A 21,164-nucleotide genomic window follows, 5' to 3' on the forward strand; every position below is an offset into this window, starting at 1 on the left:
GGCTAAAGTGAAGGCCATGTCCAACAAGGAATAACCCATGAGCCTGGTTGAGTTGATGAGTCAGTGGTCGTTCGGGGCTGTGGATTGGCTGGTGATCGGCCTGGGTGTGGTGCTGGCCTATGTGGTGTTTGGCATTGCCGGGTTCGGGACGGCCTTGGTCGCCGGGCCGATCCTGATTGTGTTTATGCCGCTGTCGAAGATCATCCCGTTGCTGGTGCTTCTCGACTTTGTCGCGGCGTTTGGCGGCCTGCTGCAAACGCGGCGCGATGTGAACAAACCAGAACTGTTGCGGTTGCTGCCCTGCATGGCCGTCGGCTGCAGCCTGGGCGTGGTGTTTTTGCTCAACCTGCATTCGGACCTGTTGCTGCTGTTGATGGGCCTGTTTATCAGCGCCTACGCGATTTACAGCCTGGCGGTGAAGGCACGGCCGACTGAGCTGGCAGCGGGCTGGTCGATTCCAATGGGCACTGTTGGGGGGCTGTTTGGTGCGCTATTCGGCAGTGGCGGCTTTTTATATGCGATTTACCTGAACAGCCGTTTGCCCAAGGACGCGGCGCGGGCTACGCAAAGCGCGCTGATCAGTTGCAGCACGGTCGTGCGTTTGAGTCTGTTCCTGATTGCCGGCGTGTATGCAGATTTGCCGTTATTGATGTTGGCGGTTTGCCTGTTGCCGGCGATGGCCCTGGGGCTGTGGTGTGGACGCAGGCTGACGATGCGGCTGTCCCGTGAGGCGTTCGTGCGGTTGGTGACCTGGTTGGTATTGGCCAGTGGTATTGCGTTGATCGGGCGGTATGTGAGTACTTGACCTGATTTTTTCAGGGATTAAGCTGCCGTCCTCCCGGGCGTCATCGCGGGCAAGCCCGGCTCCCACATTGGAATGCGATCAACTGTGGGAGCCGGGCTTGCCCGCGATGGCGCCAATAGCCACACCGCAGGACTCCCATGAACTCCCAAAGCATCCTTGTACCGAAAATCTCCACCTTGCCCGTCCACGAACCTCGCGCGCGGGCGATCGTGCGTTGGCTGGTGCGCAAGAACATCATCAAGGAAGAACTCACTACCTGCGGGCGCACCGGCAACCGCATGGGCTACGCCCTGGCCGATGGCGCCCGCGCCGTGGTGCTGCACCCTGAAGCGCTGCCGTTCAACGAGCCGGTCAATGGCCTGGAAATCATCTACAAGCGTTGCATCTACACGCCGGCCAAGGGGTTCCTTGAAGAAGCCGGCTGCCCGGAATGCCTGAAGGAAGTTGGCGAGGCGCTGTTCGAAAGCCTGGAAGACTGGATGCCTGGTCACACCGACAACTTCACCTGCCCGCTGTGTGGGCATGAAGATGACATCAACGGCTTTCTGTTCCTGCAGGAGTGCGGGTTTTCCAACCTGGGGTTCATCTTCAACAACTGGGCGGAGGCGGGGTTCAAGCAGAGCTTTATCGACGAATTTGCCGATTGGTTGGACCAGAAAATGAGCTGGGTCAAAGTCGAGCTTTAATCCTTCTATCAGTATTACCAAGTTTGTCAGAGTTTTACATTGAGCCGGGCAGGGTGCATGTATATAATGGCGCGCTTCCATTTTCCCGCTCGGGAGCCCCCGCGATGCTGCGTATCAGCCAAGAAGCTCTGACATTCGACGACATTCTCCTAGTGCCCGGTTATTCCGAGGTGCTTCCTAACGAAGTCAGTCTCAAGACCCGCCTAACCCGTGGCATCGAGCTGAATATTCCACTGGTTTCCGCTGCCATGGACACCGTCACCGAAGCCCGTCTGGCCATTGCCATGGCTCAGGAAGGCGGCATCGGCATCATCCACAAGAACATGACCATCGAGCAGCAAGCTGCCGAAGTGCGCAAGGTCAAGCGTTACGAAGCCGGTGTGGTGAAAGATCCAATCACCATCGAAGCCGACACCACCGTGCGTGACCTGTTCGAACTCACTCGCATGCACAACATCTCCGGCGTCCCGGTGCTGCATGATGGCGACCTGGTCGGCATCGTCACTTCCCGTGACGTGCGTTTCGAGAACCGCCTTGAAGTCACCGTCCGTGAAGTGATGACGCCTAAAGAGCGCCTCGTTACTGTCAAGGAAGGCGCCGACAAGAACGATGTGCGCGAACTGCTGCACAAGCACCGCATCGAGCGCGTGCTGATCGTCGATGACAAATTCGCCCTCAAGGGCATGATGACCGTCAACGACATCGAAAAAGCCAAGGCTTACCCGCTGGCCAGCAAGGATGACCAGGGTCGTCTGCGTGTTGGCGCGGCAGTCGGCACCGGTAAAGACACGGGCGACCGCGTTTCGGCGCTGGTTGCTGCCGGTGTTGACGTGGTGGTGGTCGACACCGCCCACGGCCACTCCAAAGGCGTGATCGACCGCGTGCGCTGGGTCAAGCAGAACTTCCCTGACGTGCAAGTGATCGGCGGCAACATCGCCACCGGCGCTGCCGCCAAGGCTCTGGCCGAAGCTGGCGCTGACGCCGTCAAGGTCGGTATCGGCCCTGGCTCGATCTGCACCACGCGTATCGTCGCCGGTGTGGGCGTGCCGCAGATCAGCGCTATCGCCAACGTCGCTGCTGCCCTTGAAGGCACTGGCGTACCGTTGATCGCCGACGGCGGCATCCGTTTCTCCGGTGACCTGTCCAAGGCCATCGTCGCCGGTGCTTCCTGCGTGATGATGGGCTCGATGTTCGCCGGTACCGAAGAAGCGCCTGGCGAGATTGAACTGTTCCAGGGCCGTTCGTACAAGGCTTACCGTGGCATGGGTTCGCTGGGCGCCATGTCCCAGGCGCAAGGTTCTTCCGATCGTTACTTCCAGGACTCCTCGGCAGGCGCCGAGAAGCTCGTACCGGAAGGTATCGAAGGCCGTGTGCCGTACAAAGGCACCCTGAGCGCGATCATCCATCAACTGATGGGCGGCCTGCGTTCCTCGATGGGCTACACCGGCAGCGCCGACATCGAAGAAATGCGCACCAAGCCTGAGTTTGTGCGGATCACCGGCGCAGGCATGGCTGAATCCCATGTCCACGACGTGCAGATCACCAAGGAAGCGCCAAACTACCGTGTAGGTTGAGCCTTCCAGCAAAATGTTAAGTAACCGGGGCTGTTCTTTCAGCCCCGAGTTGTTTCTGATTCATTAGACGAGACTGACTTCATGGCCCTCGACATTCACGCCCATCGCATCCTGATCCTCGATTTCGGTTCCCAGTACACCCAGCTGATCGCCCGCCGCGTGCGTGAAATCGGCGTGTACTGCGAACTGCACCCGTTCGACATGGACGACGCAGCGATCCGCGAATTCGCCCCTAAAGGCGTCATCCTCGCCGGTGGCCCCGAGTCCGTGCACGAAGCCAACAGCCCGCGTTGCCCGCAAGCGGTATTCGACCTGGGCGTACCGGTGTTCGGTATCTGCTACGGCATGCAAACCATGGCCGAGCAACTGGGCGGCAAGGTGGAAGGCTCCGAGCTGCGTGAATTCGGTTATGCCCGTGTGGACGTGGTCGGCAAGAGCCGCCTGCTGGACGGCATCGAAGACCACATCGACGCGGACGGCCTGTTCGGCCTCGACGTCTGGATGAGCCACGGTGACAAGGTCACCAAGATGCCGGAAGACTTCCACATCCTGGCCAGCACCCCAAGCTGCCCGATCGCCGGCATGTTCAGCGACGAGCGTCGTTACTACGGCGTGCAGTTCCACCCGGAAGTGACCCACACCAAGCAAGGCGGGCGCATCCTGTCGCGCTTCATCCTCGACATATGCGAGTGTGAAGCCCTGTGGACCCCGTCGAAAATCGCTGAAGACGCCATCGCCCAGGTGCGCGCCCAGGTCGGTACCGACAACGTGTTGCTCGGCCTGTCCGGCGGCGTGGACTCCTCGGTAGTTGCTGCCTTGCTGCACAAGGCCATCGGCGACCAGCTGACCTGCGTATTTGTCGACAACGGCCTGCTGCGCCTGCACGAAGGCGAGCAAGTGATGGCCATGTTCGCCGAGAACATGGGCGTCAAGGTGATCCGCGCCAACGCCGAGGAGCAGTTCCTCAACAACCTGGCCGGCGAGTCCGACCCGGAGAAGAAGCGCAAGATCATCGGTCGTACCTTCATCGACGTCTTCGATGCCCAGTCCAACAAACTGGACAACATCAAGTACCTCGCCCAGGGCACCATCTACCCAGACGTGATCGAGTCGGCCGGCGCCAAGAGCGGCAAGGCTCACGTGATCAAGTCCCACCACAACGTGGGTGGCCTGCCTGAGGAAATGAACCTCAAGCTGGTAGAACCGCTGCGCGAACTGTTCAAGGACGAAGTCCGTCGTCTGGGCCTGGAACTGGGCCTGCCGTACGACATGGTCTACCGCCACCCATTCCCAGGCCCGGGCCTGGGCGTGCGTATCCTCGGTGAAGTGAAAAAGGAATACGCCGACCTGCTGCGTCGCGCCGACCACATCTTCATTGAAGAACTGCGCAAGGCCGACTGGTACCACAAGGTCAGCCAGGCGTTCGTGGTGTTCCAGCCGGTGAAATCGGTGGGTGTTGTTGGCGATGGCCGTCGTTACGCATGGGTTGTTGCGCTGCGTGCCGTAGAGACGATCGACTTCATGACCGCGCGTTGGGCACACCTGCCGTACGAACTGCTGGAAACTGTCAGCGGGCGGATCATCAATGAAATCGAAGGCATTTCGCGCGTGACGTATGACGTGTCGAGCAAGCCGCCGGCGACGATTGAGTGGGAATGATCCTGCAATAGCAGGTGAGTGCTGAATGACAAAACCCCGGCCACGTGCCGGGGTTTTGCTTTCTGTGTCGCCCGTTGAGCCCGGTGCATGGGGAGCTGCTATTGAGTGGCGCGGGCGCTTTTCAAACCGTCAGACCCAAGCCTGTGTAGATTTCACCGCCGCGCAATATCCGAAAAGTAAAACTTATCCAACGTATGCCGCGACTCGGTGTACTCGAACTGCCTTCCATCCTGCAAAAACGTCTGGTTACTCACCACGATCACATGGCTCTGCCCATCGAGATCCAGGTGCGCCTGGTCGTCCTTGCTGCGCGGCAGGGCTTCGATGGTGCGCTGTGCATAGCTGATCTGCAGCTCCAGCGTTTGCTCGATAAACGCGTAGATCGACTGCTCGGCAATCGAGCGGTCCAGGCCGGGGATCAGGTCGGCAACGAAGTGGTTGATGTCCAGGATCACGCGCTTGCCACCGATGCGTCGTACGCGTTTGACGCGGGTGATCAGCGTGCCGGGCTCGGCTTCGATGTGTTGCAGCAACGAACCTTCCAGCGGGATCTGGGTGAACTCGACGACGTCAGTGCGTACGTCATCGCCCAGGTCGGCGTGGGTCTCGTGGAAGCTGACGATGCCGCCCAACTGGAACTCGATCGGGTTGGGCGACAACACAAAGGTGCCCTTGCCATGGATTTTTTGCGCAAAGCCACGCTCCTGCAACTGCTCGATGGCGCGTCGCACGGTGCCACGGCTGGCCTGGTAGGCGTCCATCAGTTCGGTTTCGGAGGGCAGGCGCGTACCGCGTTGCAGGCGTTCGGTGGTGATGCTGGCAAGCAGATCCGTATAGATCTGGTTGTATTTGCTCATGAGATGGCTCTGTGCCTGGCTTGCATTCAAGGCAGGAACCTTAGTGGCAGAGGTGGGGTTTGTCCATTGGATAGCCGTGCAGGCGAGGGAAAAATCTGACAGCAAGCTCCCACATATAAACAAAAGTGTAACTCGTACAGACGAGTTGTTGATTTAACTCGTACAGACGAGTACTTTTCCTTCCTCGGCGTGCTGCCAATGACTGCCACCCATAAAAACAATCACAGTGGAAAACGAGCATGAGCCACGACTATTCGTCTACTGCCCGCGAGATTCTCGAGCACCTCGGGGGCCGCGATAACCTTGAGCAAGCTGCCCATTGCGTGACCCGCCTGCGCCTGGCGCTCAAGGACCCAAGCCTGGTCAACGGCAATGCGTTGAACCAGGTCGATCTGGTCAAGGGCTCGTTCTTTACCGGCGGCCTGTTCCAGGTGGTGATCGGCCCCGGCGAAGTGGAGAAGGTCTATGCCGCCCTGCGCGAGCTGACCGGCCTGGCCGCCTCAACCATTGCCGACGTGAAGAAAGCCGGCGGCGACAAGACCAACCCCATGCAGCGTCTGGTGCGGGTGTTTTCCGATGTGTTCATGCCGATCCTGCCCGCGCTGATCATCGCCGGCCTGTTGATGGGCGTGAACAACCTGATGGGCGCCAAGGGCATGTTCATCGAAGGCAAGACGCTACTGGAGGCCTACCCGAACCTGGATGGCCTGTGGAGCCTGATCAACCTGATGGCCAACACCTCGTTTGTGTTCCTTCCGGCGTTGGTGGGCTGGTCGGCAGCCAAGCGTTTTGGCGGCAGTGAAATCCTCGGCATTGTGCTGGGCCTGATGCTGGTGCACCCCGACCTGCTCAACGCCTGGAACTACGGCAAGGCGGTCGCCGGCCTCGACGGCCAGAGCCTGCCGTACTTCGATATCTTCGGCTGGTTCCAGATCGAGAAGGTGGGTTACCAGGGGCAGATCCTGCCGATCCTGATGGCCGCCTTCGTCATGAGCGTGATCGAGAAGTGGCTAAGGGCGCGGGTACCGAATGCCATTCAATTGCTGGTCGTGCCGATCACCACCATCGTTGTTACCGGCGTGCTGGCCCTGGCGATCATCGGCCCGGTCACCCGCCACCTCGGCATCCTGATTACCGAAGGCCTGGTCACCCTGTTTGAGATTGCACCCATGATTGGCGGGGCGATTTTCGGCCTGCTGTATGCGCCATTGGTGATCACCGGTATGCACCACATGTTCCTGGCCGTCGACCTGCAGCTTATTTCGACCCAGGGCGGCACCTTTATCTGGCCAATGATCGTCATGTCCAACCTGGCCCAAGGCAGCGCCGCATTGGGCGTGTTCTACATGACCCGCAATGCGCGGGACAAAAGCATGGCGTCCACCTCGGCAATTTCGGCTTATTTCGGTATCACCGAGCCGGCGATGTTCGGGGTGAACCTGCGCTTCAAGTTCCCGTTCTACGCCGCTCTGCTGGGCTCGGCGCTGGGCAGTATTTTCCTGTCGCTGAACAAGGTGACGGCTTCGGCCATCGGCGTCGGTGGCTTGCCCGGGTTTATCTCGATCGTGCCGAGTGCGATTCCGATGTTTGTGATCGGCATGATCGTGGCGATGGTCGTGCCGTTTGCGCTGACTTGCCTGTTGAGCATGAAGATCATTCGGCCTGGTTACCGGGTCGCCTGATCAATCGCCATCGGGGGCCAGCCAGCTCCCACAGGTTGAACGCATTTCAACTGTGGGAGCTGGCTTGCCTGCGATGAGGCCAGACGGGCCAGCACCCAACTCTACTGAAGGAACCCACCATGCAAACCTGGCAACACTCGGTGATCTACCAGATCTACCCCAAAAGCTTCCACAGCCACGCGGGTAACGCTACCGGTGACCTGCTGGGCATCGTCGACAAGCTCGACTACTTGCACTGGCTGGGCGTGGATTGCCTGTGGGTCACCCCGTTTTTGCGCTCGCCCCAGCGCGACAACGGCTACGACATCAGCGACTACTACGCCATCGACCCCAGCTACGGGACCATGGCCGACTGTGACCTGCTGATCAGCGAAGCGGCCAAGCGCGGCATCAGGCTGATGCTCGATATCGTGGTCAACCACACCTCCATCGAGCACGAGTGGTTCCAGCAGGCACGCAGCAGCCTCGACAACCCTTACCGCGACTTCTACATCTGGCGCGACCAGCCGAACAACTGGGAGTCCAAGTTCGGCGGCTCGGCCTGGGAATACGAAGCGCAGACTGGCCAGTACTACCTGCACCTGTTCGACCACACCCAGGCCGACCTCAATTGGGACAACCCCAAGGTGCGCGCCGAAGTGTTCAAGATGATGCGCTTCTGGCGTGACAAAGGCGTGGGTGGGTTCCGCCTGGACGTGATCAACCTGATCTCCAAGCCCGCCGATTTCCCCGAAGACACCAGCGACGGCCGCCGCTTCTACACCGACGGCCCGCATGTGCACGAGTACCTGCAGCAAATGCACCGCGAAGTCTTCGACGGCCATGACCTGATCAACGTGGGCGAGATGTCGTCCACCCGCCTGGAACACTGCATTCGCTACTCGAATCCGGCCTCGAAAGAGCTGTCGATGACCTTCAACTTCCATCACCTGAAAGTCGATTACCCCAACCTGCAAAAGTGGGTAAAGGCCGATTTCGATTTCCTGCAACTCAAGCAGATTCTCTCTGATTGGCAGACAGGCATGCAGGCCGGTGGCGGTTGGAACGCGCTGTTCTGGTGTAACCACGACCAGCCGCGGGTGGTTTCGCGATTTGGTGATGACGGCGAACATCGTGTGGTCTCGGCCAAGATGCTTGCCACCGCGCTGCACTTCCTCCAGGGCACACCCTACGTGTACCAGGGCGAAGAACTGGGGATGACCAACCCGGGCTTTGACAGGATCGAACAATACCGCGATGTAGAAACCCTGAATATCTTCCGACTCAAGCGCGATGCGGGAGAGTCCGAAGCATCGAGCATGGCGGCGATCATGCAGAAGTCCCGCGACAACGGGCGTACGCCGATGCAGTGGAACAACCAGGCCAATGCCGGTTTCAGTCGTGGCGAGCCCTGGATTGGCATCCCGGACAACGCCGCGCGCATCAATGTCGAAGGTCAGCTGGATGACCCGGACTCGGTGCTGCATCACTACCGAGCATTGATCGCCCTGCGGCGCCGCGAACCTCTGATCCAGCAAGGCGTTTATCGCCCGCTGCTGCAAGACCATTCCAAGGTTTGGGCCTACCTGCGTGAAGGCCAGGGCGAGCGCCTGCTGGTGCTCAACAACTTCTACGGCACGCCGTGCGAAATCCAACTGCCCGATCAGGTGATCAACGCGGCGTGCGAACAACGTCTGCTGATCAGCAACTACCCCGACTGCCCGGTGCGTACGAGCACGGTGGTGTTGCGCCCTTACGAATCGTTTGTGCTGCACCTCAAGGGCTGAGCCGCCCTACGGGCAATCGCATCACGCAAGACAGTAAGAAAAAACAATAAAAATAAAAGGAGCGCTTCATGAAAACAAAAATAAAGCTGGGTCTTATCGCCTCTTGCCTCGCTGCGCCGTTTGGCGCCCAGGCTCTGGAATTCGCCGGTTACCTGCGCAGCGGCGCAGGCACATCGACGGGCAGTGGCAAGCAGCAATGCTTCCAACTGCCAGGGGCGCAAACCAAGTACCGCTTGGGCAACGAATGCGAGCAGTACGCTGAACTGGAATTGCGCCAGGACCTGCTGACCCTCGATGACGGGTCGGTGTTCAGCGTCGATGCCATGGCTTCCCTCTACAACCAGTACGACCGCGCCCTGAAATTCCAGGGCGAAAACAATGGTTCGGCGCGTATGCCGCAGATGTACGCGCAATGGTCCAACCTGCCCAGCCTCAATGGCGGTTCGCTGTGGGCCGGGCGGCGTTACTACAAGCGTAACGACATCCATATCTCCGACTTCTACTACTGGAACCAGAGCGCCACCGGAGGGGGAATCGAGGACGTGCTGATCGGCGGCTTGAAATACAGCTACGCGCTGTCACGCAAGGACAACCTGTACCAGAAGGAATACGCCACCCGTCACGATTTCAACGTTGCAGGTTTCAATACCAACCCTGGCGGCGAGCTGGAGCTTGGCTTGAGCTACATCGCCAAGGCTGGCGGGCGTGACGCCAACAGCGGATGGGCGCTGACCGCGCAGCATGTACAAGCTGCATTCCTGGGGGGCAAGAACAAGTTTGCCCTCCAGTACGGTGAAGGCCCAGGCACCGGCCTGGGCTATACCGGCAATACCGCGTTGGACAGGAGCAGCAAAAGCTACCGGGTAGTGGAGTTCTTCGACTGGCAGGTGACCCCGCGTTTCGGCGGGCAAGTTGAAGCGGTGTACCAGAAAGACGTGCGCCCAGGGCGCCAGGACCAGAATTGGATCTCCCTCGGCGTGCGCCCGGCGTATGCCATCAGCGAGCAATTCAAACTGGTCGCTGAGCTGGGTCACGATCAGGTTGACGCCACGGGGGGCACGCGCAAGTTGAGCAAATTCACGTTCGCTCCGACCTGGTCGCCCAAAGGTCCTGAATTCTGGGCTCGGCCGGAAGTGCGGTTGTATTACACCTATGCGTCCTGGAACCAGGCGGCCAAGCGTGCGGCCAATGAGCTGGCGGCGGGTTCGGCGTTATCCGATACCGGTGCCTATGGCACTGCGCGGCATGGCTCGAACATGGGTGTACAAGTCGAGTACTGGTGGAAGTAATTCGGTAGCTCCCAATGATCTTAAAAAAACACAACAACAGGTGAAGTCATGACCCCATCTAAACCCCTGATACTGCTGGCGCCCCTGCCCGGGGTCCTGCTGGCGCTGGATCAGGTACCCGACCCGGTATTTTCCGGTCGCGTGATCGGCGACGGCCTGTGCATCGACCCGACCTCGCAGACGCTCTGCGCGCCGTTGGCCGGGGTGATCAGCAACATTCAGGACAGCGGTCATGCGGTCAGTGTCACCGACGACAACGGCGTGCAGGTGTTGCTGCATATCGGTCTGGACACCGTGAACCTGGCTGGCCAGGGCTTCACCCGTCTGGTCGAGGAAGGCCAGCGGGTGGAGGCTGGGCAGCCGCTGATAGAGTTCGATGCCGACCATGTGGCGCTCCATGCACGCAGTCTGCTGACCTTGATGCTGGTGGTGAGCGGCGAGCCGTTTGAGCTGTTGGTGGCGGACCGGGCGTTGGTCGAGGCCGGCCAGCCACTGTTGCGAGTATTGCCCGGGCAGGTGTTGGCCGAGCTGGATGAGGAGGAGGGTAACGCGCTGTTTTCCAAGCCACTGACCGTGCCCAACGCTCATGGCTTGCACGCCCGGCCTGCGGCGGTGCTTGCCCAGGCTGCGAAAGGGTTCAACTCGAGCATTTACCTGCACAAGCAAACCCAGAGTGCGAATGCCAAGTCCCTGGTGGCGATCATGGCGCTGCAGACCTGCCAGGGCGACAGCGTGCAGGTGAGCGCGGCAGGCGAAGATGCCGAGGCGGCGATCCAGATACTGGTGGCGTTGTTGCTCGACGGCTGTGGCGAGACCTTGCCGGTAGCGGTCGAGAAAACCAACACGCCTGCCGCGCCGGCGTCTTCGGCCACCGTGTTGCGAGGTGTCTGTGCATCGCCGGGCTCGGCGTTCGGCCAGCTCGTCCAAGTGGCTGAGCCGGTGCTCGATATTCCCGAAGCTGGCGCCGGAGAAACCTTTGAGCGGGCCGCATTGGCGCGCGGCCTACGGGCGGCAAGCGAGGCGCTGCAAGACATGCAAGCCAAGGCGGCCGGCAGTGCCCAAGCCGAAATTTTCCGCGCCCATCAGGAATTGCTCGAAGATCCAACCCTGCTTGAACAAGCCTATAGCCTGCTGGCCGAGGGCAAGAGTGCCGCCTTTGCCTGGAACCGCGCCACAGTGGCGACCGCCCAACTCTTCGAGGGCTTGGGTAAGGCACTGCTCGCTGAACGTGCAGCGGACTTGGCCGACGTTGGTCAGCGCGTGCTCAAGTTGATCCTGGGCGTGCCCGAGCGATCCATGGAGCTGCCGGAGTGCGCCATCCTGGTCGCCGAGCAACTGACACCCTCACAAACCGCCGGCCTGGATACCGGTAAAGTCCTGGGCTTCGTCACGGTCGCCGGTGGCGCTACCAGTCATGTGGCAATCCTTGCGCGCGCGCTGGGCCTGCCGTCCATTTGTGGGGTGCCGAGCCAGGTATTGGACCTGGCCAACGGCAAACGGGTACTGCTCAATGCCGACAAAGGCGAGCTGCATCTGGAGCCGGACCTGGCTGAAATCGAACAATTGCAGGCGGTTCGCCAACAGCAAAAGCTGCGACTGCAACGTGAGGTGGCACAGGCCTCACGGGCGGCGGTCACCCGCGATGGGCATCACGTTGAAGTCACCGCCAATGTCGCCTCGTTGCAGGAAGTGGAGCAGTCCCTGACCCTGGGCGGGGAAGGCGTGGGCCTGCTGCGTTCGGAGTTCCTCTACCTGGACCGCAACCGCGCCCCGAGCGCCGAAGAGCAGGCTGGCACTTACAGCGCCATCGCCCGTGCCTTGGGCACCGAGCGCAACCTGGTGGTGCGCACCCTGGATGTGGGCGGCGACAAACCCTTGGCCTATGTGCCGATGGAAAGCGAGACCAACCCGTTCCTTGGCCTGCGCGGTATTCGGCTGTGCCTGGAGCGCCCCGAACTGCTGCGTGAACAGCTGCGCTCGATCCTTGCCAGTGCGGGCTTGGCGCGACTGCATATCATGTTGCCGATGGTCAGCCTGCTGTCGGAACTGCACCTGGCGCGCAAGATGCTCGAAGAAGAGGCGTTGGCGCTTGGGCTGACCGAGTTACCGAAGCTGGGCATCATGATCGAGGTCCCCAGCGCTGCGTTGATGGCGGATGTGTTTGCGCCCCATGTGGATTTCTTCTCCATCGGCACCAACGACCTGACCCAATACACCCTCGCCATGGACCGCGACCACCCGCGACTGGCCAGCCAGGCCGACAGTTTCCACCCGGCGGTACTGCGCCTGATCGACATCACGGTCAAAGCGGCCCATGCCCACGGCAAGTGGGTGGGGGTATGTGGTGCGCTGGCCTCCGAAACAGTAGCCGTGCCGGTATTGATCGGGCTCGGCGTGGATGAGCTGTCGGTCAGCGTGCCGCTGATCCCGACCATCAAGGCCACCGTGCGTGAGCTGGACCTGCACGACTGCCAGATCATCGCCCGCCAGGTGCTGGGCCTGGAAGAAGCCCATCAAGTGCGTGAGGCCCTGCGCCTGTACCACGCGGCCACCGTTGAAACCTCATCTGTCGTGGAGCACTGAGCATGTTCGAGAAATTGCAGCGGGCGTTCTGGAAAGCCCTGACCCCGGACCTGGTGGCCGAGACAGTTGCCGCGCCGACACCGAGCCTGTTGTCGGCCGAGGTGCTGAGTGCATTGGGTGGGGAGGGGAACGTCACGTCACAGCAGCGCGTGGCGCTGACGCGTGTGAGGGTGCAATTGAAGGAGGTGGGTGGGTTGGATGAGTCGGCGTTGAAGGCTGCCGGTGTACCCGCAGTAATGGTACTGCCGGGCGGCGTGGTCCATCTGCTCACCGGCCTATAAGGCTACGATGATCAAATGTGGGAGCCGGGCTTGCCCGCGATAGCAGTGTGTCAGGCGCCGAATACCTTGACTGTCAGGCCGCCATCGCGGGCAAGCCCGGCTCCCACAGGGATTTGCGGTGTGCGGGCTGTCGTGATCAGAGTTGAGGGCTGTCTTGCGGCGGCTTGGTCTTGTCCACACCCGGTACATGCAGGTTGCCTTCCACCACCTGGTTGCCTTCCAGCTGCGGCTGGGTCACCCAGGTAAGAATGTCGTAGTAACGCCGGATGTTCGCCACAAAATGCACCGGCTCGCCGCCACGCGCATAACCATAGCGGGTCTTGCTGTACCACTGCTTCTGCGACAAGCGCGGCAGCATCTTCTTCACGTCCAGCCACTTGTTCGGGTTCAGGCCTTCTTTCTTGGCCAGGATACGTGCATCGTCCAGATGACCGGTGCCGACGTTATAGGCGGCGAGGGCAAACCAGGTGCGGTCGGGCTCGGCGATCTTGTCGTCCAGCTCATCCTTGATCCTGGCCAGGTACTTGGCGCCACCCATGATGCTCTGCTTGGGGTCCAGGCGGTTGGACACGCCCATGGCTTGGGCGGTGTTCTGGGTCAGCATCATCAGGCCGCGCACGCCGGTCTTGGAGGTGACCGTCGGTTGCCACAGCGATTCCTGGTAGCCGATGGCTGCCAGCAGCCGCCAATCGACTTTTTCTGCCTTGGCATAGGCACGAAAGTGCTTCTCGTACTTGGGCAGGCGTTGTTGCAGATGCTGGGCAAAGGTATAGGCGCCCACATAGCCGAGTACGTCGACATGTCCGTAATAGCGGTCTTTCAGACGCTGCAACGTGCCGTTCTTCTCGACCTTGTCCAGGTAGCTGTTGATTTCGTTGAGCAGGCTGTTGTCGTCGCCTGCCGCCACGGCCCAGCTTTGGTTGCTGGCATTGCCGAGGTCGAACGCCACGCGCACATTGGGAAAGTACACCTGGTTCATGGCGACTTCGTTGGAGTCCACCAGGGTCAGGTCGATCTGCCCTTCGTCAACCATGCGCAGCAGGTCGACTACTTCAACGGCGTCGGATTCTTCGTATTCGATTGCAGGGTTCTGCTTCTTCAGCGCCGCAAGCTGTTCGGCGTGAGTGCTGCCCTTGAGCACCATGATCTTCTTGCCCGCCAGATCGGCTGCATTGGTGGGGCGCGATTGGCCGTTGCGATAGATGATCTGCGGGGTCACTTCCAGGTACGGGTGGGAAAAACGCACCTGCTGCTGGCGCTGCTCGCTGCTGACCAGGCCGGCGGCGGCCAGAACCGGGCCGTTGGGTTTGCCCAACTGACCGAACAGGTCATCGAGGTTGTCGGCGGTCTCGATTTCCAGCTTCACGCCCAGCTCGTCGGCAAAACGCTTGACCAGTTCATATTCGAACCCGGTCTCACCGTTACGGTCCTGGAAATACGTGGCCGGACTGTTCCGGGTGACCACCCGCAATACGCCATCCTCCTTGATTCGCTCAAGCGTGCTGGGCTTATCAACACAGGCACTGAGCGTCAGGAAGAGCAGGGTGGCGATGAGCCATTTGACCCATCGCGGGCGCAAAACAGTTGGGGAGAACATCTGCGCAGTATACGCAAACGGCCCGTGGCGCCATATCTCGACAGCGCTGCACTTGTCTGCTAGCGCGGTTAAAACTGTGCTGCAGCCCGCAGAAACGCGGCCTGGAGCGCCATTGTGACGGTTAAAATAACTGCCCCCGACACTGCGGATTTCCTGCCGATGCCGTGCAAACCCTGCCAACTGACGTTCGGCAGCGGCCACCGGTGCCGTTTCGGGTGCCGTTGGCGAAGGTTTACGCTAGAATGCACGGCCTCAAAGCACACCCCTTCCCGAGGCTGTCCCGAAGATGTTGATCCTGCGCGGCGCTCCTGCCCTTTCTGCCTTTCGCCACAGCAAACTCCTTGAGCAACTGAGCCAGAAGGTTCCAGCTGTTACAGGCCTGTACGCTGAATTTGCTCACTTCGCCGACGTTACCGGCGTCTTGACCGCCGACGAACAGCAAGTGCTGGCACGCCTTCTGAAGTACGGCCCAAGCGTTCCCGTTCAAGAGCCGACTGGCCGCTTGTTCCTGGTTCTGCCGCGGTTCGGCACCATCTCGCCCTGGTCGAGCAAGGCCAGTGACATCGCCCGCAACTGCGGCCTGGATAAAATCCAGCGCTTGGAGCGTGGGATCGCCTTTTACGTCGCTGGCCAGTTCAGCGATGCCGAAGCCGAGCTGATCGCCAGCAGCCTGCATGACCGCATGACCCAGATCATCGTCAGCCAGCTGGAGCAGGCTGCCGGCCTGTTCAGCCACGCCGAGCCCAAGCCGCTGACCGCGATTGACGTGCTCGGCGGCGGCCGCGCCGCCCTCGAGAAGGCCAACACCGAGCTGGGCCTGGCCCTGGCCGAAGACGAGATCGACTACCTGGTCAACGCCTTCACCGGCTTGAAGCGCAACCCCCACGACATCGAACTGATGATGTTCGCCCAGGCCAACTCCGAGCACTGCCGTCACAAGATCTTCAACGCCAGTTGGGATATCGACGGTCAGAGCCAGGAAAAAAGTCTGTTCGGCATGATCAAGAACACCTACGTGATGCACAGCGAAGGCGTTTTGTCGGCTTATAAGGACAATGCCTCGGTGATCGTCGGCTCCGTCGCCGGTCGCTTCTTCCCGGACCCGGAAACCCGCCAGTACGGCGCGGTGCAGGAGCCGGTGCACATCCTGATGAAGGTTGAAACCCACAACCACCCGACCGCGATTGCCCCATTCCCGGGCGCAGCCACCGGGTCTGGCGGCGAAATCCGTGACGAAGGCGCCACCGGCCGTGGCGCCAAGCCCAAGGCGGGCCTCACCGGTTTTACGGTGTCCAACCTGCAGATTCCGGGCTTCGAACAGCCGTGGGAAGTGCCGTACGGCAAGCCTGGGCGCATCGTCACCGCGCTGGACATCATGATCGAAGGCCCCCTGGGCGGCGCCGCGTTCAACAACGAATTCGGGCGTCCGGCGCTGACCGGTTACTTCCGTACCTTCGAACAGTCCATCACCACCCCGCGTGGCGATGAAGTGCGCGGTTACCACAAGCCGATCATGTTGGCCGGCGGCATGGGCAACATCCGTGAAGAACACGTCAAGAAAGGCGAGATCCTGGTCGGCTCCAAGCTGATCGTGCTCGGCGGCCCGGCGATGCTGATCGGCCTGGGCGGCGGCGCAGCTTCCTCCATGGCCACCGGCACCAGCTCGGCCGACCTGGATTTTGCTTCCGTACAGCGCGAAAACCCGGAAATGGAACGCCGCTGCCAGGAAGTCATCGACCGTTGCTGGCAGTTGGGTGACAAGAACCCGATCAGCTTCATCCACGACGTCGGTGCTGGCGGTTTGTCCAACGCCTTCCCGGAACTGGTCAACGATGGCGACCGTGGTGGCCGTTTCGAACTGCGCAACATTCCAAACGACGAGCCGGGCATGGCCCCGCACGAAATCTGGAGCAACGAATCCCAGGAACGCTACGTGCTGGCGGTCGGCCCTGAAGACTTCGCACGTTTCCAGGCCATCTGCGAACGCGAGCGTTGCCCGTTTGCCGTGGTCGGCGAAGCCACTGCCGAGCCGCAGCTGACAGTTACCGATAGCCACTTCGGCAACAGCCCGGTAGACATGCCGCTGGAAGTGCTGCTGGGCAAAGCCCCACGCATGCACCGTTCGGCGGTACGTGAAAACGAACTGGGCGATGATTTCGACCCAAGCACGCTGGAACTGGCCGACAGCATCGAGCGCGTGCTGCACCACCCGGCCGTGGCGAGCAAAAGCTTTTTGATCACCATTGGCGACCGCACCATCACTGGCCTGGTGGCCCGTGACCAAATGGTCGGCCCATGGCAGGTGCCGGTGGCCGACGTTGCCGTCACCGCCACCAGCTTCGACGTGTACACCGGTGAAGCCATGGCCATGGGCGAGCGCACGCCGCTGGCCCTGCTGGACGCTCCGGCGTCGGGCCGCATGGCGATTGGTGAAACCCTGACCAACATCGCGGCCTCGCGTATCGGCAAGCTGTCCGACATCAAACTGTCGGCCAACTGGATGTCCGCTGCCGGCCACCCCGGTGAAGATGCGCGCCTGTACGACACCGTCAAAGCCGTCGGCATGGAGCTGTGCCCGGAACTGGGGATCACCATTCCGGTGGGCAAGGACTCCATGTCCATGGCCACCCGTTGGAACGAAGATGGCACCGACAAGAGCGTGACCTCGCCGCTGTCGCTGATCGTCACCGGTTTCGCGCCGGTCACCGACATCCGCCAGACCCTGACGCCGCAACTGCGCATGGACAAGGGCACCACTGACCTGATCCTGATCGACCTGGGCCGTGGCCAGAACCGCATGGGCGCTTCGATCCTGGCGCAGACCCATGGCAAGTTGGGCAAACAGGCGCCGGACGTCGATGACGCCGAAGACCTGAAAGCCTTCTTCGCCGTGATCCAGGGCCTCAACGCCGACGGTCACCTGCTGGCTTACCACGACCGCTCCGACGGTGGTTTGCTGACCAGCGTTGTCGAGATGGCCTTCGCTGGCCACTGCGGCCTGAACATCGTGCTCGACAGCGTTGCCGAGGATGCTGCGGAAATCAACGGCATCCTGTTCAACGAAGAGTTGGGTGCAGTGATTCAGGTGCGTCAGGACGCTACCCCGGATGTACTCGCCCAGTTCAGCGCTGCCGGCCTTGCCGAATGCGTGGCGGTAATTGGCCAGCCGATCAACAATGGCGAAGTCAATATCTCGTTCAACGGCGACACGGTCTTTACCGGTCAGCGCCGCCTGCTGCAACGCCAGTGGGCCGAGACCAGCTACCAGATCCAGCGCCTGCGCGACAACGCCGACTGCGCCGAGCAGGAGTTCGACGTGATCCTGGAAGAAGACAACCCGGGCCTGAGCACCATGCTCAGCTTCGACGTCAACCAGGACATCGCCGCGCCTTACATCAAGAAGGGCATTCGCCCACAGGTTGCCGTACTGCGTGAGCAGGGCGTCAACGGTCAGGTGGAAATGGCCGCGGCGTTCGATCGCGCCGGTTTCAATGCGATTGACGTGCACATGAGCGATATCCTCGCCGGTCGCGTTGATCTCAACGAGTTCAAAGGCCTGGTGGCCTGCGGTGGTTTCTCCTACGGCGACGTGCTGGGTGCCGGTGAAGGCTGGGCCAAGTCGGCGCTGTTCAACAGCCGCGCTCGCGACGCGTTCCAGGGCTTCTTCGAACGCAACGACAGCTTCACCCTGGGTGTGTGCAACGGTTGCCAGATGATGTCCAACCTCAGCGAACTGATCCCGGGCAGCGAGTTCTGGCCGCACTTTGTGCGCAACCGTTCCGAGCAGTTCGAAGCCCGTGTCGCCATGGTGCAGGTGCAGGAGTCCAACTCGATCTTCCTGCAAGGCATGGCCGGTTCGCGTATGCCAATCGCCATCGCCCACGGTGAGGGCCATGCCGAGTTCGCCAGCGAAGAAGCGCTGCTTGAAGCCGACCTGTCCGGCACCGTGGCCCTGCGTTTCGTCGACAACCACGGCAAGGTCACCGAAAGCTACCCGGCCAACCCGAACGGCTCGCCGCGCGGCATTACCGGCCTCACCAGCCGCGACGGTCGCGTCACCATCATGATGCCGCACCCGGAGCGTGTATTCCGCGCCGTGCAGAACTCGTGGCGCCCGGAAGAGTGGAACGAAGACGGCGCCTGGATGCGCATGTTCCGCAACGCTCGCGTGTGGGTGAACTAAGGCCGTGTACAAGCTCGCCTTCTTCGTGCCCGACAGCCATGTAGAGACGGTGAAAACCGCCGTCTTCGCAGCCGGCGGTGGGCGCATCGGCGACTACGACAGCTGCGCCTGGCAAGTGCTGGGCCAGGGCCAATTCCGCGCGTTGGACGGCAGTCAGCCGTTTATCGGGCAGGTCGGTCAGGTTGAAGTGGTTGAGGAATGGAAGGTGGAGCTGGTGGTGGCGGATGAGTTGATTGTGGCGGTTGTGGCTGCACTCAAGCTTAGCCATCCGTATGAGACACCGGCGTATGAGGTGTGGCAGTTGGCGGATTTTTAATCGGCTGGCTGCATAAACAAGAAACCCGCTGGGCCAGTTTGGTCAGCGGGTTTTTTGTTGGCTGTAAGTGCCAATCGCAGGCAAGCCAGCTCCCACATTTGACCCCGTTGTCAGACCGTACATCAATCCCATGTGGGAGCTGGCTTGCCTGCGATGGCGTCGGTGCAAGCGCCTCAGAACTTTCCGACAAGCCTTTCAGGTTGTCCGTCGGAACCTGTCTCCCTAGCCTCAATCGGTCACTGATAACTCAGTGATCGGGGCTTGAATTCAAGACCCGTCCAGCAATGATCTTGCGTACGGTTTGAAATTCAATATGCAAATTCCAGATTTCGTTGTTCCTCGCCTCAATACCAGCTCTGCGCTAGGGCAAGCTCTGATTTCAATGTTCAGAGCCATTGAAATGGAATTGACGCTCGAAGGCGCCAGTCCGGGTGCGGTCCAGGTCATTGTATTCGGTGGTTGTGCTGTTCATTTATATACCCACCACCGTGTGTCCACGGACGTGGATGCGGAGATTTATTGCGCAAATACTCAAGACACGCTGCGCCTACGAACATTGCTTGCAGAGTTTCCAGAACAGTTTTTCGATGAGCAGTCTGGCCGTGTCATGGAGTTGAACTATGACCTCCAATACAACACTAGCTTTGGTCCGCTCCACGAAGACTACTGGGAGCGAAGTCTTCCTCTGGAAGAGTTTCCTCTTGAGTCTGCGCTGCATCTTCATGTAGCTGCGCCTATCGACATTGCAATCTCCAAATTGGGCAGAGCCACTGATCAGGATGTAGATGACATCATGGCGTTGCTCAGGGCTGGCTTCATAGTGACCGCTGAGCTCCGTCAGCTGGCATTGCAGGCGATTGATATGTATGTTGGCAACAAAGAGCCACCCAGATCCATACTGACCAATATCTTGCACGATTATCTGGAGACTGCAGATGGCGAAGCCCTTTAACGGTCCGGTCCTCTCGTCCGCCTTGGACACACTGGTCAAAAGCCCCTTGAATCAGGCTGATGATGCTGCGTTGGTCAGTGCAGCGAAAGCTGTGTGGTATTCGGATACGAATCTTGTGGACGAGGTGAGGGCGTTCATTCAGGAGCACTCCAGTGAGGTAGAGCTTCGTCGCGCAGGCTATTTGCTTGAGCGCTTCACACGCTTTTCGTGTGCGACCGATAGTCGGGTAAAGGAAGCGTTGAAGGCGCTTGAACTGTTCTCAGCCTCAAGGCAATACGTGAAATCCCAAGGCGCTGTTGCGTTGCGCAGTCGTCGTGACGAACTGGCAATGTCCTGGGGATTATGTGAGGGTCTGGGTTTGAAGGTTCAGACCTTGATGCCTTTTCAGACCCGCCACTATGAAGCCGAACAGCGTGCGGCGTCTGCCTAGGTATAGATAGCTATCAAAGAACCCGGCTTAGTCCGGGTTTTTGCTGTCTGCGATGTCTTCAGTTCTCGGAGATTTCCGGCAAGCCTTTCAGGTTGTCCGTCGGGACTCGCACAACTAACCTTCTCGCGTCGCTGCCAATTCAGTGACCGGGACTGCAAGCCTGAAAAATCACTAGGAGCCTATTCCATATGGAGTTTAATGATGATCAGCGACAACTTGCTAACTGGTTCAATCTCATCTCAAGCCGAGTCCCGCCAAGCTGGTGATTCACCGTCCGACCAGATCTTCACCGTACTACCCAGTCTGAACAGCGAAACTCTGCTCGCCAACGCCTCCCAAGACCTGGCATCCGTGCAGGCACTGGCGGGTCATCTGGCTTTTGATGTCGACGGTCCCCAGCGTGATGCAGTGCTGGGTATTCATCGGATGGTGGAAGGGATTCAGTTGATGGTGGATCGGGTGCTGGATTTAGTTGAGGTGCCTGAGCAGAAGTGATCAGGCGCC

General features: G+C 60.3%; 16 protein-coding genes. 14 read left to right on the forward strand and 2 right to left on the reverse strand.

Translation table 11 applies throughout. The features are described 5' to 3' along the window. Window positions 1–37: 37 nt before the first annotated feature. From QMK52_RS12525 to guaA, 4 genes are all read left to right on the forward strand, one after another. Window positions 38–805 (forward strand): sulfite exporter TauE/SafE family protein, encoded by a 768-nt coding sequence (locus QMK52_RS12525; RefSeq protein ID WP_005791158.1) that lies wholly within the window; start codon window positions 38–40, stop codon window positions 803–805. Between the two features lie 137 nt (window positions 806–942). Further along, window positions 943–1,491 (forward strand): hypothetical protein, encoded by a 549-nt coding sequence (locus QMK52_RS12530; RefSeq protein WP_005791157.1) that lies wholly within the window; start codon window positions 943–945, stop codon window positions 1,489–1,491. Window positions 1,492–1,595: 104 nt separating this feature from the next. After that, entirely contained in the window at window positions 1,596–3,065 is a 1,470-nt protein-coding gene (gene guaB, locus QMK52_RS12535; RefSeq protein WP_005791156.1) for an IMP dehydrogenase, read from the forward strand. An 81-nt stretch (window positions 3,066–3,146) separates the two neighbouring features. Beyond that, complete coding sequence (gene guaA, locus QMK52_RS12540; RefSeq protein ID WP_005791155.1) at window positions 3,147–4,724, forward strand: glutamine-hydrolyzing GMP synthase; 1,578 nt, start codon at window positions 3,147–3,149, stop codon at window positions 4,722–4,724. A 152-nt stretch (window positions 4,725–4,876) separates the two neighbouring features. Here guaA and treR read toward each other — a convergent pair whose 3' ends face one another. Further along, on the reverse strand, window positions 4,877–5,581 hold the full coding sequence (gene treR / locus QMK52_RS12545; RefSeq protein ID WP_005791154.1) for a trehalose operon repressor: 705 nt from the start codon (window positions 5,579–5,581) through the stop codon (window positions 4,877–4,879). 239 nt (window positions 5,582–5,820) lie between these two features. Between treR and treP the strand changes: the two genes are divergently transcribed. The 5 genes from treP (at window position 5,821) to QMK52_RS12570 (ending at window position 13,182) form a co-directional block, all read left to right on the forward strand. Beyond that, window positions 5,821–7,263, forward strand: a complete 1,443-nt coding sequence (treP, locus tag QMK52_RS12550) for a PTS system trehalose-specific EIIBC component (RefSeq protein WP_032879618.1) — start codon at window positions 5,821–5,823, stop codon at window positions 7,261–7,263. Window positions 7,264–7,382: 119 nt separating this feature from the next. Further along, window positions 7,383–9,029 (forward strand): alpha,alpha-phosphotrehalase, encoded by a 1,647-nt coding sequence (treC, locus tag QMK52_RS12555; RefSeq protein ID WP_194439140.1) that lies wholly within the window; start codon window positions 7,383–7,385, stop codon window positions 9,027–9,029. Window positions 9,030–9,097: 68 nt separating this feature from the next. Continuing rightward, on the forward strand, window positions 9,098–10,318 hold the full coding sequence (locus QMK52_RS12560) for a maltoporin (RefSeq protein ID WP_005791151.1): 1,221 nt from the start codon (window positions 9,098–9,100) through the stop codon (window positions 10,316–10,318). Window positions 10,319–10,366: 48 nt separating this feature from the next. After that, window positions 10,367–12,901 carry a phosphoenolpyruvate--protein phosphotransferase gene (gene ptsP / locus QMK52_RS12565; RefSeq protein WP_194439138.1) on the forward strand — a complete coding sequence of 845 codons (2,535 nt, stop codon included), beginning with the start codon at window positions 10,367–10,369 and terminating at the stop codon, window positions 12,899–12,901. 2 nt (window positions 12,902–12,903) lie between these two features. After that, entirely contained in the window at window positions 12,904–13,182 is a 279-nt protein-coding gene (locus QMK52_RS12570; RefSeq protein ID WP_005791149.1) for a PTS transporter subunit EIIB, read from the forward strand. Window positions 13,183–13,318: 136 nt separating this feature from the next. Here QMK52_RS12570 and mltF read toward each other — a convergent pair whose 3' ends face one another. Further along, window positions 13,319–14,779, reverse strand: a complete 1,461-nt coding sequence (gene mltF, locus QMK52_RS12575; protein ID WP_005791148.1) for a membrane-bound lytic murein transglycosylase MltF — start codon at window positions 14,777–14,779, stop codon at window positions 13,319–13,321. A gap of 286 nt (window positions 14,780–15,065) precedes the next feature. Between mltF and purL the strand changes: the two genes are divergently transcribed. From purL to QMK52_RS12600, 5 genes are all read left to right on the forward strand, one after another. Next, window positions 15,066–18,962 (forward strand): phosphoribosylformylglycinamidine synthase, encoded by a 3,897-nt coding sequence (gene purL, locus QMK52_RS12580; RefSeq protein ID WP_320404147.1) that lies wholly within the window; start codon window positions 15,066–15,068, stop codon window positions 18,960–18,962. A 4-nt stretch (window positions 18,963–18,966) separates the two neighbouring features. Then, window positions 18,967–19,278, forward strand: a complete 312-nt coding sequence (locus tag QMK52_RS12585) for an NIF3 1 (protein ID WP_003193986.1) — start codon at window positions 18,967–18,969, stop codon at window positions 19,276–19,278. Window positions 19,279–19,591: 313 nt separating this feature from the next. Next, window positions 19,592–20,230 (forward strand): DUF6036 family nucleotidyltransferase, encoded by a 639-nt coding sequence (locus tag QMK52_RS12590; protein WP_005791146.1) that lies wholly within the window; start codon window positions 19,592–19,594, stop codon window positions 20,228–20,230. Next, a complete protein-coding gene (locus QMK52_RS12595; RefSeq protein ID WP_032803705.1) occupies window positions 20,214–20,660 on the forward strand; it encodes a hypothetical protein in 447 nt (148 codons plus the stop codon). Before QMK52_RS12590 ends, QMK52_RS12595 begins: the two co-directional genes overlap by 17 nt. A 201-nt stretch (window positions 20,661–20,861) precedes the next feature. Next, entirely contained in the window at window positions 20,862–21,155 is a 294-nt protein-coding gene (locus tag QMK52_RS12600) for a DUF6124 family protein (RefSeq protein WP_005791144.1), read from the forward strand. The last annotated feature ends 9 nt before the right edge of the window (window positions 21,156–21,164 follow it).

Source organism: Pseudomonas sp. P9_2 (assembly GCF_034008255.1).
GTDB classification, from domain to species: domain Bacteria; phylum Pseudomonadota; class Gammaproteobacteria; order Pseudomonadales; family Pseudomonadaceae; genus Aquipseudomonas; species Aquipseudomonas synxantha_A.